This window comes from Amycolatopsis sp. lyj-23 (assembly GCF_046549135.1).
Taxonomy (GTDB): domain Bacteria; phylum Actinomycetota; class Actinomycetes; order Mycobacteriales; family Pseudonocardiaceae; genus Amycolatopsis.
Genome location: NZ_JAJPWN010000038.1, coordinates 1 through 16,353, shown reverse-complemented (window position 1 = coordinate 16,353; position 16,353 = coordinate 1). Strand labels below are relative to the sequence as shown.

Below are 16,353 nucleotides of genomic sequence, written 5' to 3'. Positions count from 1 at the left end.
CGGACCGTCGCCGCACCCGGTTCGTCGCCAGGGGCGGGCTCGCGCTGCACTGCCGGGCCCGCCCCAGCTCCTGTCCGCCCCGTCGCCCTGCCTCCCGCCGGGCTCGCCGCGAGCCCCGCGCGTGAACGGAGTCTTTCGATGCATCCGCACCTTCCGCCGGTCTTCGACACCATCCACCGCACCAGCACCTACGCCGCCGGGCACCACCCCGTCTGGCCGTATGCCCCGCTGCCGCCCGGCCCGGCCTGGACCCACGCGACCTGCCGGTGCGGCTGGGCCGAGATCGCCGAATCCCACCGCGACGCCCGCACCCTGGCCCGCCACCACCGCCGCTACGCCGCCGACCACCCCACCTACCTGCCCGGCAGTGCGCTACGCATCGGCGGCCGCACCCACCAAGCCGACGCCACCGGCACCCACGTCTCCCTCGCCGGCGCCCGCCACGGCTGGGCACTGGCCGACGGCATCGGCGATTCCTCGCTCGCCGCGCACGCCGCCGGCAGCGCAGCCGCGACCGCTGCCTATGTCGCCGCCGACCGCGGCGCCGTCGCCGGGCTGCTCGCCGCGGCCGCCACCCTCGCCGCCGTCCACGACGGCGACACCGTCATGGTCGTCGCCACCCCTCGCCCCCGCGAGCACGGGGGCGGGTGGGACATCGCGTGGGTCGGGGACTGCCGCGCCTACCAGTACGACGCCGACGCGGGCGTCCTCACCCAGCTCACCGTCGACCACACCGAAGGACAGCACCTGCGCGACAGCCTCGCCGAGCACTACCTCGACCGGCCGCAGGACCTCGAACAGCTGGCCGCCCGGCGGGACAACGTCGTCACCAGCTCCGTGGTCACCGCCGACGAGAGCACCATCGGCCACATCACCACCACCGGGCCGCGCCGCCGGTTACTGCTGACCAGCGACGGCGTCCACCAACCCGTCCCGCACGCCTCCCTCGTCCGCGCCTGCCGCACGTTCAGCGACCCGGCCGCGTGCGCGAACCGGCTGACACGCGCTGCGCAGTACTTCGGCGGCACCGACAACGCCGCAGCCATGGTCATCGACCCCGTCCCGGCCCCGATCGCGGCCGAGCTGGTGCCATGACCACCACGACTGCGCCGACGCTGGTCCCCGCCACCACCGGACAACTGGCAGCCGCGTTGGACGCTGCCGAGCGCGGGTGGCCGGTGTTCCCGCTCGCCCCGCGCAGCAAGCGGCCCGCCATTCCCGACTGGCAGCAGCGAGCCACCTGCGATCCCGACCGCATCCGCCGGTGGTGGCGCCGCCACCCGAGACATAACGTCGGCATCGCCTGCGGACCCGCGGGTCTGCTCGTGCTCGACCTCGACGCCGCCCACGGACCCATCCCCCGCCCATGGGGCCGCCGTGGCATCACCCACGGCCGCGACGTCCTCGCTCTGCTCGCCCAGCAGACCGGGGAGCCCGACCCGGTGGACACGTTCACCGTCGCGACCCCCCGCGGCGGCGAACACCGGTATTTCGTCCGGCCACCCGGCTCGCGGCTGCGCAGCACCGTCGGCGCCCGCGGCCGCGGGCTCGGCTGGCACGTCGACACCCGCGGCCCCGGCGCGCTCGTCACCGCACCGGGCTCCGTCGCCGTCGTTCACGGCGTCCTGGTGCCCTACGCCATCACCTGGGACCTCCCGGTCGCCGTCCTGCCCAGTTGGCTCGTCTGCGCCCTCACCCCGCCACCGGCACCGCTACCGGCCGCCCATCCGCCACCACCGCCGCTGCCAGCGACCAGCCGCCGGGTCGCCGCCTACGTCCAGGCCGCCGTGGCCGCGGAGTGCCGCAACGTCGCCACCGCCACCGAAGGCCACCGCCACATCACCGTCTACGCCGCCGCCGCGGCACTCGGCCAACTGCACGGCAACGGCTGGATCAGCGCCGCCGCGATCACTCACCACCTCACCAACGCCGCCCACCACCACCTCGGCATCGCCGACTTCGACGCCCGCGAACTGGCCACCACCATCCGCGACGGCATCGCCGCCGGCCGCGAACACCCCCGCATCCTCACCGACCGCCCGGCCCCACGACCGCGACTCGCCCTCCGCTGAGAAGGACACCCGCCATGCCCGAAATCCCGTCATCGGATCCCGCCGCCACCCCCGGCGCCCAGGAGCTGGTCTGGCTCTGGCAACGGCAACCGAACAGCACCGACCTGGAAAAGGCCCTCATCCCCGCCCACCTGATCCCCGCAGGCTGGCTGCCGATGCTCCAGCACCGCTACACCAAAGGCGACCGCGTCCGGTTCGACTACGACGGGAAGATTCTCGTGGGCACGGTCGTGCAGGACCAGGGCATGTGCCTGGCCATCGCCGGCGAACGCCCCGGCTCAGGATTCACCATCCACAAGACCGACGTCCGCCCGCACGACGGCGAACCCGCCGCACCGGCCGACCCCGTCATCACCTCGGCGATCAACCCGCATCCCGACCCCGCCATCCGTCGCGAAGGCCACACCGCGACCGCGTACTGGAACCTCGGCCGGTCAGCCGACCACGGCTGGCTGACCCGGGCACGCCTGCACATCGCCTTCCAACCCGACATTGGATTCGTCGCCACGCTGTCCAGCGTCGAAGAACGCGACCAGACCGGCGAACACCGCGAACGTCAGCGGCCCCTCGACCCGGTCGTCGTCCATCACCACCCGACACGCCGTCCCAGCCACCACGCCGTCCGCACCTGCCTGCGCGCCGCCATCGACATCGTCACCTCCGAAGCCAGGCACCGCCAACCGGTGGTGTGCGCCCACTTCGTCCCGATCCTGAGCGCCGCGCAGGAGAAGTAGCAGATGGTCGACTGGTGGCCGGGACGCCGCGCGGCGCACCCGGTCACCAGAAAAGCACGGCGCGGCCCCGTTCACCACCGGCGGCCCCGTCCGCCGATTGCGAACCACGCTCACCGACTCGCCTGCAAGCTGAACCCCACAAGAACAAAGAATTCCGCCCTCGACTCGCGATGTGCGGGCCTTCGGAGCGCAGCACCCCCGGCCCCGGGGCGGCCTGAACCCGGCGCCCGGCCGCATCCGGCACGGGTGAACCGGCGCCACGGCACCGAGCGTCCGCGCACGTCTGCGACAGCCGGTTCACGCCGGCCGGACGAGCCCGCCGGGCTTCACGCCCCAGGCCCGCGCGCGCTCAAAGCGTCGCGTCCCGCACACCGACCAGGCCCGAGGAACTCAACAACACCAGCACAGCAGTAGCAACGACTGTCCATACGCGACGGTACGCCGTGGACATACGAGCCCGCTGAAGCTTCTCAGCTCGGTGTCTCGGCCGGGACCTCCCTACCCGGCCGGACACCGTCCCCGAGGGCCGGTAGCGCGGTGCGCGCCGAACACCCAACACCGCGCTACCGGCCCTCCTTCCATCCATACGCCCCTCCCGGTTCCCCACGAGAGGGGCGTTTTCACGCCTTCAGCCAGAAAGGGCAACACCATGACAACACCCGTCGACGACGTCGTCCAAGGCGGCGACTGCGGCAACGCCACCACTACACCCGTGCACATCTCCCGATGGCAGACCGCGTGCGACGACTGCGCCGCCGACCTGTACCACTGCAACAGCTGCGGCCTGATGTCCGACACCACATCGCCCACCGACAAAGAAGGCCGGATCTGCGAACACTGCGAGAAAGTTGGGCAATACCCCACCTGCGAACAGTGCGACATCCCCCTCCGCGACGGCCACCTGCGCCGCGCCCACACCCTCGAGAAGGCCGACCAGACATTCACCTGCAACCAGTGCTCGGACAGCGTGCCACTACGGCACCACGACCCGCTCCCCGCCACCGGCGACCGCGAACTGTGCCCGCCCTGCGCCGAGGATTTCGGCGTCTGCGACCACTGCAACCTCTACGACGACGAACTGCGCAGCACCGAAACCGGCCGCGAACTGTGCCCCGAATGCGCGATTGAGCTCGACTACTACGACTGCGAGGTCTGCACCACCCTCATCGACAGCGGGACCTACTGCGGGGATCACCGCGACGACGATGCCGATGACGACATCGACGGCCTGCATGGCTACTCCTACAAGCCCACACCGGTCTTCCACGGCATCGGCCCCTGCTACCTCGGCCTCGAACTGGAAGTGAACGTCCCCTACGGACATCTGTCCGACCGCATCAGCGACACCGACGACATCCTCAACGGTCTCGGCTACCTCAAAGAAGACTCCAGCATCGACTACGGCTTCGAGCTCGTCACCCACCCGATGGCCTACCGGTGGGCGCTGGCCTCATTCCCCTGGCATCTGCTCGACCAGCTCGACCTCGCCGGCTGCAGCGGCGACGGCAACGGCCTGCACGTCCACATCAGTCGCGCCGCCTTCGCCGGCCCGTGTCACGTGTTCCGGTGGATGAAGTTCGTCTACCGCAATTCCTCCGCCGTCCAAACCCTCGCCCGCCGGTCCAGCGGATACGCCGCGTTCCGTGACTCCGAACGCCACAACATCAAACACTCCTGCAAGGGCACCTACTGCGCGCCGCGCGATTCCGCCATCAACACCCAGCCCCGACACACCTTCGAACTGCGGGTCTTCGCCTCCAGCCTCGAAATCCGGCACGTCCAGGCCGCCCTCGCCTTCGCCGATGCCTCCGTCGCCTACACCCGCGACCTCACCGTCACCGACATCACCGCCCGCAGCGGATGGACCTGGACCACCTTCACCCAGTGGCTGCGTACCCGCCCGCAGTACGCGCCGCTCACCGCCGAACTGGAGGACCTGGCATGTGCCTGCTGACCTACCTTCCCGCCGGCACCCTGCCTGACACCACCGCCCTGGCCAACGGCGCCGCACACAACAAGGACGGCCACGGCTACGCCATCGTCGACGGCGACCGCATCATCACCGGCCGCGGCATGGACGCCGCCGCCGTCATCGACGAATTCGCCGCCCTGCGCGGACGGCACCCCGACCAGCCCGCACTGTTCCACAGCCGCTTCGCCACCCACGGCCCCGTCACCGACGACAACATCCACCCGTTCCCGATCGGCGGCGACTCCCGCACCGTGCTGGCCCACAACGGAATCCTTTCCCAGAAGGAGCACCCCTCCCGATCGGATCCGCGATCGGACACCCGCATCGCCGCCGACGACATCCTCTCCGCAGAACCTTTTCTCACCCTCGATCGTCCCGAGACCCGACGGCGCATCGAATCCTGGCTGGGTGAATACAACAAGCTGGCCATCCTGACCGTCAATCCGCGCTACCCCGACCACGGCTACCTGTTCAACGAACACGCCGGGTACTGGGACGACCAGGTCTGGTACTCCAACCACGGCTACCTCGACCCGCACCCCGCCCAGACCGCGTGGTCGGACCTGGAGGACGGCTGCCACTACTGCGGCGTCGATGACGCCATCGACGTCGACACTGGACTGTGCCTCGCGTGCGGCGCGTGCCCATTCTGTGCCGTCGACAACCAGCCCTGCCCCTCGTGGTGCCTCCGGCTGCTCGGCGGCGTTTGCTGCTTCGGCTGCGGCGAGGACCTCGACGACTGCGTCTGCGTCGCCGCACCCGCACTCAACCGCTGACCCCCGGGCTCGTCCACTGCCGGCTGGCCGGGCGTGGCGGCTGCCGTCGCGTCCGGCCGGAAAGGAGCTCCCCGCCCCGGAACGACTGCTCGGCCTTCCTCGGCCGGGCCTGCCAAGCCTGTCCGAACAGCTGGGTGGCGTACGCGTCCCCCCTCCCGGGCGGCCGCTGACCGAGACCGCGCGAGGCACTCCCGGTCGGCGCCCACGACAGCCGTCAGCGCAGCACACCCGAGCCCTCGGGCGATCCGGGGGACAACTCGCAGCGCACCACCCACCGCACTCCGCGGAATCCGCGCTACAACAGCCCTTCCGGCGGTGCCGTTCTCGGTTCGCGCTCGTCCCAGCCGTCCACCACGCATTCTGCCCCCGCTGAAAGGAAATCCCGATGTCCGCACCTTCTCTGCCCGACGTCTTTGGCCGCGCCGCCGGGCCCGCGTCCTCTCGCCTGCCCGCGGACGCTACAGCTGACGGCGCGCTGGGTGTCCTGCGCCGCCGCGCCGAACCGGTCCACTGGCACGGACGCGACGAGACGACCCGCGAGTACGTCCACCCGGGCCGCACCGTGATCGAGGTGCCAAACCTGCCCTGGCCAATCGGGCGCCCGGAAGACTGCGACAACCAGACGTCCACCGGGCTCTGGTTCGACGCCACCGGCACCCCGCAGCCCGACCTTGACGACCGCACGGCGTCCGACGGCATCGCGCTGCTGTGCCGCCGATGCGGCCTGGACTGCACCTGACACCCGCGAACCGACACCGTCACGTCCACTTCAGACCCAGGCAGGTGACCCGATGCCCGACAACAGCCAGCAGCACGCCCTCCCCGCCGACGTTCTCCGCGTCGACGAAGAACTGGTGTGCGGTGACGACCAGCCCTACTTCCTGGCGCACCTGGGCGAACCGACGTTCGCGGCCGACGGCGCAGACGGCCGCCGCTACTAGACCGTGACACCGCGGTTTCGTCGTGCCGTCACCGAGTGGATCGCCATCACCGTCGAAGCCACCACCGACAATCTGCGCTTCCGCTGGGACGGCGACGATCTGATCGTCACCGACGACGACGCACCCCACGACGACACCGGTCCGGCAAGCGGTCCCGCTCTCGAGCGCCTCCAGCCCGATGCTGACGGCCGGTACATCTTCCCGACCCGGCGGTGGTACGTGCACGACGCCGCCACCGAACGCCTCGACGACACCGCGCACGCCGCGCTGGCCGTCCTAGCGACCGACGATCCGATCCACGTCGACACCGTGATCCGGTACGTCACCGCAAACACCCACCCCGCACCCGATCCGCAGACGCTCCGGAACATCCGCGCCCAGCACCGGACCCTCACGTGTTCGCCCACAGCACCTACCGACGCCACCGAATCCGAGGAAACCCACGATGAGTAGCGACTACACCGGAATCCCGGCACGATGCGACGTCACACTGGCACGCCCGGGTGACGAGGCCGGCGTCCCACTGCTCGCCGACGACGACTTGGCCCTCGTCCTGACCGATGACCGCAACATCACGGTGATCACCATCGAGGGCACCCCCGCCGAACTGTTTGACTTCGTGCGCCGGACCCAGCAGGCGTTGCAAGGAGAAGTCGGCGTCACTTCCCCGCCGCCCGCTGACTGCCCGTAGCCGCGATCAGGCACTCCGGCCGGTGCGGACGACCGCCGCCAGCACAGCACACCCGAGCCCCCGGGCGCGCCGACTTCCGCGCCACGCCACGCGAGGTGCCAGGCGCCCGAGGACCACGGGCGTGCTCCGGAAGGCCGGGTTCACCCGCACCCGACCTGGAGGCACGCCTTGACCGCGACCACCGCCCAGAGCGCACCATCCGACGACACCGAATCCACCTACGCCCGGGCGTGCCGGCTGATCGAAACCGAACTCGGCGGCCGCCGACTCGCGCCGGAACCCCGAACCTGGCTCGACGACCTCGCCCACACCCGGCGGCACAAGACCGCGTTCATCACCGCAGTCTGGAACACCTGCTTCCCCTCCAGTGTCGCGGAAGCCTGCTGGGTCGTCGAAGCCGTCTACCCCCACCTCAATCCCGACGGGCGCTGCACCGACGCCGCGCTCACCGCCGCCTGGAACATCCTCGAACCCAACGCCGGCACGTGGCCCGAGCAGCTGCAGAACGAGCGGCGCCGCTTCACCAACAACTGCGTGACCCGCGCGCTCGCCGAGGCGAACACGGCGGTGGCCGACCATGCCTGAAGACCGGCTGTGGCTCAGTCCCTACGACTGGAGCCGCTCCTACCTGCTGCCCGAGTCGGTCGCCTGCAACATCCCCCACCGCAGCAGCCTCCTCGACTACGGCGCGTGGAACGTCGCGCGCGGTGTGCTCGTCGAGCTGTGCCGCGTACTGCCCGCGACACCGGTCTCGCTGCTCTACGACGAGCCCGTACAGCGCCGCAACCGCATGCGCGTCGCGATCCGGATCACCGCGCACGCCCGGCGTGCCGACGGGCAGGACGTGCGCGTGATCTACCGCAGCGAACGCACCGACGCCGAACCCTGGCCGGAGTTCTGGAGCGTCGCGGTCAACGGAGTCATCCCCGCCGCCGGCCGGGACGGCAGGCGGCCGTCACCGCCGTGGATCGCCCACATCGCCGTGCACACGCTGCGCGTCGAACTCGGCCGGTGACCTCCGGTCTCCCGTCGTCTGCGCCCGTGTTCCACCAGCCGGTCGGGGTCACCGGCCACCACCGCGTCCCTCCCACCCGCACCATTCGTCCACTCTAGGCAGCGAGGTTCCCTGATGCCCGAACCGATTTCGTTCACCGATGAGGATCTCCTGGCCGCCATCCCCGCCCTGATCGGGTTCGTTCCCACCGACTCCCTCGTGATCGTCGCCGCAATCGTGCACACCGACGGCACCGTCCGCCTGGGCCGGATCACCCGATTCGACCTCGACCCGGCCATGCGGCTCCCCCGTATGGTCGTCGCCATCCTCAGCCGCGCGTTGGGCGACCAGCCGGTCCAGCGTCTTATCGGCGCCGTCGTCCACGACAACACCAGTGACACCAACGATCTGCCCTACCGGGCTCAGCTTCGCGAGCTCACCCACCGGCTGCACGAGGCCGGATTCGCCAACGTCGAGTTCCTGCACGTGCCAGCCTTCACCGCCGGCGCTGCCTGGTCGTGCTACGACGTCGCCGACCACACCGGCACCCTGCCCGACCCCGCCATCTCGCCGGTCACCACCGATCGCGTGCTCCAGGGCGACCGCGTCTACGGCAACCGCGACGCCTTCCTCGCCCAATTCCTTCCCGCGCCCGCCGACATCCGCGACAGCATCGCAACCCTGGCCGACCCGATCGCCGAGGACATCCAGGCCGAAGAACTCGCCGGTGACTTCCCCCGGCTGCGCCGGCGCCTGCAGCTGATCGACGATGCGGTCACCGCCGCCACCCACGGCCGCCTCCCCACCGACCAGCACGAGATCGCGGAACTGATCGCTGCCCTGTCCAGCTTTCTCCTGCGCGACATCCACCTCATCCAGGATACCGAGCCGCGATGCGGGGCGGCCCAGGCGCTGTGGCTGCACCTGTGGCGACACGCCCCCGACCGATACGCGCCCACGATGACCGCGCTGACTGCCGTCACGGCATTCCTGCGCAAGGACAGCGGCGTCGCCGGGCTCATCATCCAGCGCGGTCCGCGCCCCACGAAGCTCACCCGGCTGGTCCACCGCTGGATGCGCGAGAGTGTCGACGTCGCCGCTCTGCACAACGACATCGCCGACGTCGCACAGCAGTTGCGAGACACGCTGACTACGTCCGCCGAGAGCTGACAACTGTTTTCACCGTCGACGGGTTAATCCCGGCCTCCCCGCCACGCGGACGCTGCACGCCGAACCCGGCCACCGGTCTCCCCGGTCCCGTTCTCACCGACAGTTCCTGCTCGCTCTTCTCCGAAAGGACGATCGTCGATGCCGCTCACTCTCGCCAGCACCAGCGTCGTAGTCGCCAGCATCCCGGCGCTGCTCGGCTTCATGCCTGAGGACTCCCTGGTGCTGATCGCCACGCTCACCAAGGACACCGGCTCGGCGAGCAGCGGGCCGCTCGCCCGAATCGACCTCACCCATCTCGCCGGCCACGCCGACTACTGTGTGCGGCATTTCAACCGGCAGTGCGCCGATCTGCCCGTCCTCTGTGTGACCGGTGTCGTCGTCCGCAGTGTCGACGACGGCACCGCCGGCGACGGCGCGCTGCCACTGCGCGCCGACATCGACAGCGTTATCGCGCAGCTGGCCGAGCACGGATTCGTCGACGTCGACGTCGTGTCCGTGCCGAGCATCGCCGAAGGCGCGCGCTGGCGCTCCTACCGCGACACAGACCGCACCGGTGTCCTGCCCGACCCCGCAGCTACCACGGCTGCGGCCGCCGCTGTGGCAGCCGGACACACCATCGCCGCCCGCCGCGACGACCTCGCGGCGCGGTTCACTTCGGTCCGCGAGCCTATCCGCGCCCGCCTGCAGTCCCGGATCACCAGTGCGGTCGAATCCGCCGCCATCGACGAACGCTGGCATCTGGCCGCGCACGTCCGCCTCGCCCGCGCCGACGCCGCCATCCGGGCCGCCGCGCACGGTGAGCTGCCCGCCGAAGAGGCCGACATCATCGATCTCGTCGCGACCTTTGCCGTGCCCGCGTTCCGCGACGCCCTGCTCGCCCTACCCGACCCCACGGCGCGCCTGGCCGCCGAGAACCTGGTCCTGCACCTGTGGCGCCACAGCTGCGATCCCGTCGCCGGCCAGCTCGCCACCGTCATCGCGGTGTACGCCTACCTCTGTGGCGACGGAACCGTCGCGCGGATCGCGCTCGAGCACGCCGACCCCGAGCAGCCCCTGGCGGGACTGCTCTCAACCATGCTCAGCCACGCTGTCCCGCCGTCGAAGGTCCATCACGTGTTCCAGACCGCCGGCGCCGATGCCCGCCGCACGCTGTTGAGCGAGCCCGCGACCGACCAGGCGTGACGCCCACCCCTGCTCGCTGTTCCCGCCGAGTGACCGTAAGTTAGTGCAAGAGCATCGGCCGGCAGCCACCGGCCCGCCACCCGTGCGGAGCCGTCGTGGATGGGCGGCGTGACGGGAAGGTCGGTGTCACCAGGCGTGGCCTCGCCCGGCTCGCCGGGTCGTGGATCGCCCGAAGGTAAGCACGCCCCGGCCGGGGCAGTGCGTCCCCGAAGCCCGGCCCGATCCGCCCGGGTGAACCAGCCCCCTCACCCTGCCGAGCTCCGATGCCGGTCGCGCGCGTGCTGGTTCACGCGCGGGCGGATGAGCCGGGCCGGGGACGTCGCCTGACGGCGACCCCCGGCCGGCGCGTGCTGAGGCTGCGCCGCGTTCCACACCCCAACGAGCACCAGGGAGGCCACCATGGCCGGCGACACCACCCTCACCATCATCGGCAACCTGACCGAGGACCCGACCAGCCGCTTCTTCGACAGCGGCTCCTTCGTCACCAACTTCACCGTCGCCTCCACCCCGCGCAAGCTCAACCGCGCCACTGGCGAATGGGAAGACGGCGACGCGCTGTTCTTGCGCTGCAACGCCTGGGGCCAGCTCGGCGAGAACATCGTCAACAGCCTCCGCAAGGGCCACCGCGTCATGGTCCAGGGCAGGCTGCAGCAGCGCAGCTACACCACCAAGGACGACGAGAAGCGCACCGTCCTGGAACTCAACATCGACGAGATCGGCCCGTCGCTGCGCTACGCCACCGCCGAAGTCACCAAGAGCACCAAGACCACGCAGGCCAAGGTGAACCCCAACCTGGTCACCAGCACCGCAGCCACGCCGGCCGAGCACCCGTGGAGCGCCGACGCCGGGCGCGACCTGGTCGGCGCGACCGCCGGCGGCTTCAGCGACGAGCCGCCGTTCTGATGAGAGCCGGTGTCCGGCCGGACCTTCCCCTCCGGCCGGGCACCACCCCAAAGGCCGGGGCCAGCCTGACGGCTGGCCCCGGCCTTTCTCATGCCACACCACCGCACCCCGGAGGTCACCATGCCCGCCGCCCCCAACACGACGACCACCCGATCCGATGCGCCGACGAACAGCCGTGTCGCGCGCGAGCGGATACTGCGTGCTCTGGCCCGGAAATCACCCTTTAGGGTAGGAGAATCCCCCTACGCTCGGAACATGAGCAATCGTTACGGCGTCACCATCCCCGGGCTCGTCCTCGCCGGAGGCACCGGCTTCTACCTCGGCATCCAGCCCTTCGGCTACATCGGACTCCTCGTCACACCCTTCACCGACCCCGCCGGCCTGCTCGCCCTCCCCGGCGCCGTGCTGTTCGGAGCGCTCATCGGGTGCGGCGTCGCCTACATCAGCCGCAACCGCATCAAACCGAACCTCGCTCACCGCTACCGCCGCGGCGTCCTCCTCGGCGCCGTCACCTTGCCCGGCTACCTGTTCATCGGGCACTTCCCCGGCGCCGAGGAAGGCAGCACCGCCAGCCAGTCGGCGTTCGGGGTCGCGTTCTGCTGCGGCATCGCCGCGATGATCGTCTACTACCAGCGCCGCAAGCGCGCCACCTTGGCCCGCCGAGCCCGGCGTCTCGCCCAGCAGCAGGCCGACCAGCCGACCGCGACGCGCTAACCTGCCGACACCACACGAGGGGCGGTGGCACCTGACGGTGCCAGCGCCCCTCTTCTCGTGCCCGGCCAGCCCAGCCGAATCAGTCTCCCGGAATGTCTGCCTCTGAACCTCGTTTGGGCGGCTCGACCTGCTCACCCACAGGTGCCTCACCAGCCCGCTCATCACCTGAGGGTGCCGCGTCCACTGCCTCCACGCGCGTGGAGTCCGCGTCACTCCTCCGACCGCCGACGTCCGACGCGGCTGCAGCACTACGCGACAACGCGGTGACTGCCTTCGCCGAGATCCCCAGCAACGCCGCCGTCTCCGCCGCACCCACGTCCGCAGCGCGAATCTCCGCGACCGACGTCGCCATCACCGCCCGCCACTCGCCGATCTCCATCTCCGCATCCGCGCGGACCTGCTCGGCCGCGCGCTCGAATTCCGCGACCTTCACCGCGCGCTGCCGGTCCAACTCGGCCAGCTTCCGATCCAGCTGCGCGCCCAGCGCGCCGATGCGGTCCTCACGCCGGCGCACCACCGCCTCGATCACCGTCACCGCCTCCGCGAACGGCCCCAGCGCCGCATCAACGCGCCGCTCGTTCTCCCGCTCGCGCTCCAGCTGCTCGACGCGGCGACGCCGCGCCGCCTCCAGCCGCGCCAGCGTCGCCGACGACCGACGCTTCCGCCCCGAGCCTGTTGTGTGATGTCCAACCATGACGCACCTTCCGCACGGGGAGGGCAGCGGTTCTACCGACCAGCCTACCCGCGGCACCGGCGCCACCGCGCCGCGTCGGCGGCGCAGCGCTCACGCCACCGAGGAGGCGATCGACGGCATAGCCGGTGTTCACGACGACAGACGGCGAGCGGGAGGAAGGGCGCGGTACCGCCGCAGTAGCCCCGAAGGGCCACGCCACCGAGGTGACGAGCTGCAAGACTCGCGGCGGCCCGCTGACGCTCCGCCGGAGGGCCTACGCGAGCCCACGAAGCGCTGCCAGCAGCATACCCGCAGGTCAACGGCGCCGTCGCCAACGGGCAGAGCAACCGTTTCAGCTACTCAGGCACCTCATTCCAGAGCACTCAGGCGGCTGGAACCTTTCGATTTTTTCTTACGTCCGCGACTGGTGGGTGGCCCCGAAATTGTATCGGTCGCCCCCCCAAATACAAGGGCACCCCAAACTATTTTTGACCGAAAAGCGTGGCCAAAAATAGTTCGAGGCCCCACCCTTGCATTCGGGGCCCCTACTCCCTAGGTCAGGCATTAAGGGCAGGCCGGGGGCCTGCCCTGGTTACTTCGGGGCCACCCACCACTCGCTCAGCACGGGTCACCTCTACGGCAGCGACCAGCAGCACCAGGCGGGCTACCAGCGTGGACAGGAGCCACTGTGCGCGACTCAATCGAAGCTTCACGGCAAATTGTTTTTAACGTTTCCCCAAAGCCTCAAATCGCCTGAGATACTGGTCGGAGCATCCTGTTTGAAGTGGAATTAAGCGCCTTTTGGCAGTAACATGGAAGCGTAAGGCAATCGGGACTGCAAGCCCGAGAACCCCAAGAAATCACCTACGCGAAGGTTGGTTATCATGATTTCGACCATTCACCCGAAGCACCACCCCAGCATTATCCTCGCGGTAGAAGCGCTGCAGGCGCAGCCGCCGCGCGTCCGGTCCGCGCTGCAGGAGTTGAAGCGGGTGTTCACCCACAGCGGGTCGAACCCGCCCGCGATCCTCACCGCGTGCGCGACACTGCTCAACACCGACGCCGCGATCAGCGGCGACGTTCTCGCCGCCGTGCGCGCCGCCCACGCCGAGTGGGACAGCTACGGCGACGCTGAGCGCGAGCTGTTCAACCAGTGCGTCTGGTCCAGCCAGACCCGCCGGGCCGTCGCCGTGACCGAGGTCAACGACGTGACGGTGATGCTGCGCGAGACCCCGCCGCGCGTCGCCGACGCGCTCAACGGCTTGCGGTGGCTCAACGCCCAGACCCAGTACGCGCACAAGGCGGTGTTCACCGTGTGCGGGACGCTGCTGAAGAACCCCAGCGCCGATCACCCCGCCATCGTCGAAGCCATCCAGACCGCCCACCAGTTGTGGCCCAGTCTCGCCGATGACCTGCGCACGCTGGTGATGACGTGCGTGTACGCGAGCAAGGCCCGCGCCACCCACGCACGCGCCCGCACCGCCGCCCGGCAACAGACCACCGAAGCCCAGTCCGCAGACGTGCACCGGTGCGGCAACTGTGACGGCAACCTCGCCGGTCTCCCCGAAATGCGCTACTGCTCCGATGCCTGCCGCAACAACGCCGAGAGCGCCGAGCGCCCGGCCGACGGCGAGCACACCGCCACCGCGCCCGCGCGCCCGGTCGCGCATGAGCCGATCGAGCAGCAGGCCGCGCGCCGCTACGTCGTCGGCGAGGTCGAAGCCGAGTACGACGAGCACTGGCGCGCGATCGAGAAGGCGATTCCGTCCGCCGGAGTCGTGCGCAAGAACGAAAGCGGCGTCGACGCCTACGAAGCCGAACGCGAGCGCCACCGCGACACCGACGACAGCCGCGACGACGTCACGGACCTGACCGGCCGCGCGGTGACCGACGACGACTATGACCGGTTGGCCTCGCTCGGCATCGACCCGGATGCGTTGTGCGTGGCGTGCAACCTCGAACGCACTCCCAGCGAGCAGCGCTCCCCGAGCGCGGATGACCGGTGCGAGATGTGCCGGGATCGAGACATGCCGCCGCTGGTCACATTCGCCCCGTCGCGCGAACTCACCGCCGTCGCCTGACCACCCGCCACACGCGGGGGCACCCGAGACCGGGTGCCCCCGCCCCACCACGAACCAGGAGCCGCCACCGTGCGCACCTTCCACGACATCCTCGCCGACATCGACCGCGAGCTAGCCGCCGCCGACACGATCCCGACCGACAACCCCGCCATCGTCGCCGCGTTCCTGCGCGCGCTACTCGCGCGCGACGCTCGACCCCTCACGACCGAACAGGGCGGCGACACGGTCGAGGTCGTTCCTGCCGCCGCCATCCGCCGCGAGCTGGACCACCTCACGCAGGACAGCCCGAGCTAACGACCGTCCACCCGAAAGCGGCCGCCGATCTCCGGATCGGCGGCCGCTTCGCTGTGTCGGCACAGCCCGGGGACCGCGCAGGCGCCGGCAGACGGCGCCAGGGGCGCCTTAGTGCAGGCGCCGGCGCTCGACCCCAGATCCGGTCACCACCACCACGCCCCACCAACCCCACCCCACCTACCGCACCCCGCCCACCACCAACACCCCACCCCGCACCTTCCCCGCCACACACTCACCCCGCCGACCACGCCACCGCCACCACCTCACCCAACCTGCCCCCTACCCCGCACACAGCACGTCTTGCAGATGTTCTGAAACCAGGTCCAATCGCATCTGATGCGAACACGCGCCGCGCTGAACGCGGCAGTAAATCGGCATTCGTGGAGCCCGCAGATGGGGACATCGACACGGCCTTCGGGATCCGAGCGTAGTGCAGGCCAGGACGGCGGAGCGCAACGCCGCGCCGCGCTCGCGCCGTGCACCACGACCAGCTACGCTCGCATCAGATGCGAGATAATCGCACCGAATGCGACCAGACAAAGGCGGGTTTCGTGGGGCCGGACGATCGGTTAACGGGCTCAGCCGGCCTACACCTGGCCGCGGGGGTGCCGCTTCTCCATCCGGAGGAGCTGGTGTTCGCAGCGATGTTGGACGGCTGGTGTAACCAGCTGCTGGCCCGGAACCTGGCGCGTTCGACGGTCGCATCCGCACAGCGGGTGGTGCGGCAGTTCGGCGAGCACTGCGGCACGTACCCGTGGTTGTGGACCCCGCAGCTGGCCGACGAATGGTTCGCCGATCTGCGTGCGGTCCGGCACCTGTCACTGTCCACGGTGCGCAACTACCAGGGAGCGCTGCGCGGATTTGGCGCGTTCGTCACCGACCCGGCCTACGGGTGGGCGGCCGAGTGCGAGCGCCGGTTCGGCACGCGTCCGGTGCAGGTGATCAACGAGGTCAACGCCGCGGTGCACGTCGCGGACTCGGAGGCGGACGCAAGCAAGCGCGCGTTCAGCCGCGCGGAGCTGCAGGCGCTGTTCGACTACGCCGACGACGAGGTCGACCGCAAGCGAGCGTCAGGCCGCAAGGGCTGGCTGACGGCGTTTCGGGACGCGACGTGTTTCAAGGTTGCCTACGGCTTCGGGCTGCGGCGCAACGAGAC

General features: G+C 70.3%; 18 protein-coding genes and 1 pseudogene. 18 read left to right on the top strand and 1 reads right to left on the bottom strand.

Annotation, left to right across the window (positions count from 1 at the left end; genetic code table 11):
* Positions 1-138: 138 nt before the first annotated feature.
* From ACLJPY_RS49845 to ACLJPY_RS49775, 15 genes are all read left to right on the top strand, one after another.
* The gene (locus ACLJPY_RS49845; protein ID WP_410598039.1) at positions 139-1,095 is read left to right on the top strand and encodes a PP2C family protein-serine/threonine phosphatase; all 957 of its coding nucleotides are present in this window, start codon (positions 139-141) and stop codon (positions 1,093-1,095) included.
* Complete coding sequence (locus ACLJPY_RS49840) at positions 1,092-2,072, top strand: bifunctional DNA primase/polymerase (RefSeq protein WP_410598038.1); 981 nt, start codon at positions 1,092-1,094, stop codon at positions 2,070-2,072. The genes ACLJPY_RS49845 and ACLJPY_RS49840 overlap by 4 nt, the downstream gene beginning before the upstream one ends.
* Before the next feature lie 14 nt (positions 2,073-2,086).
* Positions 2,087-2,806 (top strand): hypothetical protein, encoded by a 720-nt coding sequence (locus ACLJPY_RS49835; protein WP_410598037.1) that lies wholly within the window; start codon positions 2,087-2,089, stop codon positions 2,804-2,806.
* Positions 2,807-3,593: 787 nt separating this feature from the next.
* Positions 3,594-4,760: a hypothetical protein gene (locus tag ACLJPY_RS49830; protein WP_410598036.1), complete on the top strand. Its 1,167-nt coding sequence runs from the start codon at positions 3,594-3,596 to the stop codon at positions 4,758-4,760.
* Positions 4,748-5,554: a class II glutamine amidotransferase gene (locus ACLJPY_RS49825; RefSeq protein WP_410598035.1), complete on the top strand. Its 807-nt coding sequence runs from the start codon at positions 4,748-4,750 to the stop codon at positions 5,552-5,554. The genes ACLJPY_RS49830 and ACLJPY_RS49825 overlap by 13 nt, the downstream gene beginning before the upstream one ends.
* Positions 5,555-5,939: 385 nt before the next feature.
* On the top strand, positions 5,940-6,293 hold the full coding sequence (locus tag ACLJPY_RS49820; protein ID WP_410598034.1) for a hypothetical protein: 354 nt from the start codon (positions 5,940-5,942) through the stop codon (positions 6,291-6,293).
* 52 nt (positions 6,294-6,345) lie between these two features.
* Positions 6,346-6,495, top strand: a complete 150-nt coding sequence (locus ACLJPY_RS49815; protein WP_410598033.1) for a hypothetical protein — start codon at positions 6,346-6,348, stop codon at positions 6,493-6,495.
* 3 nt (positions 6,496-6,498) lie between these two features.
* A complete protein-coding gene (locus tag ACLJPY_RS49810; RefSeq protein WP_410598032.1) occupies positions 6,499-6,948 on the top strand; it encodes a hypothetical protein in 450 nt (149 codons plus the stop codon).
* A complete protein-coding gene (locus tag ACLJPY_RS49805; RefSeq protein ID WP_410598031.1) occupies positions 6,941-7,186 on the top strand; it encodes a hypothetical protein in 246 nt (81 codons plus the stop codon). Before ACLJPY_RS49810 ends, ACLJPY_RS49805 begins: the two co-directional genes overlap by 8 nt.
* A gap of 168 nt (positions 7,187-7,354) precedes the next feature.
* Positions 7,355-7,771, top strand: a complete 417-nt coding sequence (locus tag ACLJPY_RS49800) for a hypothetical protein (RefSeq protein WP_410598030.1) — start codon at positions 7,355-7,357, stop codon at positions 7,769-7,771.
* Positions 7,764-8,201 (top strand): hypothetical protein, encoded by a 438-nt coding sequence (locus ACLJPY_RS49795; RefSeq protein WP_410598029.1) that lies wholly within the window; start codon positions 7,764-7,766, stop codon positions 8,199-8,201. The genes ACLJPY_RS49800 and ACLJPY_RS49795 overlap by 8 nt, the downstream gene beginning before the upstream one ends.
* 114 nt (positions 8,202-8,315) lie before the next feature.
* The gene (locus tag ACLJPY_RS49790) at positions 8,316-9,350 is read left to right on the top strand and encodes a DUF4192 domain-containing protein (protein WP_410598028.1); all 1,035 of its coding nucleotides are present in this window, start codon (positions 8,316-8,318) and stop codon (positions 9,348-9,350) included.
* A 138-nt stretch (positions 9,351-9,488) separates the two neighbouring features.
* On the top strand, positions 9,489-10,532 hold the full coding sequence (locus ACLJPY_RS49785) for a DUF4192 domain-containing protein (protein ID WP_410598027.1): 1,044 nt from the start codon (positions 9,489-9,491) through the stop codon (positions 10,530-10,532).
* A gap of 399 nt (positions 10,533-10,931) precedes the next feature.
* Positions 10,932-11,435: a single-stranded DNA-binding protein gene (locus ACLJPY_RS49780; RefSeq protein ID WP_410598026.1), complete on the top strand. Its 504-nt coding sequence runs from the start codon at positions 10,932-10,934 to the stop codon at positions 11,433-11,435.
* A gap of 255 nt (positions 11,436-11,690) precedes the next feature.
* The gene (locus ACLJPY_RS49775; RefSeq protein ID WP_410598025.1) at positions 11,691-12,149 is read left to right on the top strand and encodes a hypothetical protein; all 459 of its coding nucleotides are present in this window, start codon (positions 11,691-11,693) and stop codon (positions 12,147-12,149) included.
* A gap of 79 nt (positions 12,150-12,228) precedes the next feature.
* Here ACLJPY_RS49775 and ACLJPY_RS49770 read toward each other — a convergent pair whose 3' ends face one another.
* The gene (locus ACLJPY_RS49770; RefSeq protein WP_410598024.1) at positions 12,229-12,843 is read right to left on the bottom strand and encodes a hypothetical protein; all 615 of its coding nucleotides are present in this window, start codon (positions 12,841-12,843) and stop codon (positions 12,229-12,231) included.
* An 863-nt stretch (positions 12,844-13,706) separates the two neighbouring features.
* Here ACLJPY_RS49770 and ACLJPY_RS49765 point away from each other — a divergent pair.
* The 3 genes and pseudogenes from ACLJPY_RS49765 to ACLJPY_RS49755 form a co-directional block, all read left to right on the top strand.
* Entirely contained in the window at positions 13,707-14,903 is a 1,197-nt protein-coding gene (locus ACLJPY_RS49765; protein WP_410598023.1) for a hypothetical protein, read from the top strand.
* A 69-nt stretch (positions 14,904-14,972) separates the two neighbouring features.
* Complete coding sequence (locus tag ACLJPY_RS49760; protein WP_410598022.1) at positions 14,973-15,197, top strand: hypothetical protein; 225 nt, start codon at positions 14,973-14,975, stop codon at positions 15,195-15,197.
* A 632-nt stretch (positions 15,198-15,829) separates the two neighbouring features.
* Positions 15,830-16,353: pseudogene (locus ACLJPY_RS49755) on the top strand (site-specific integrase); the annotation flags it as partial.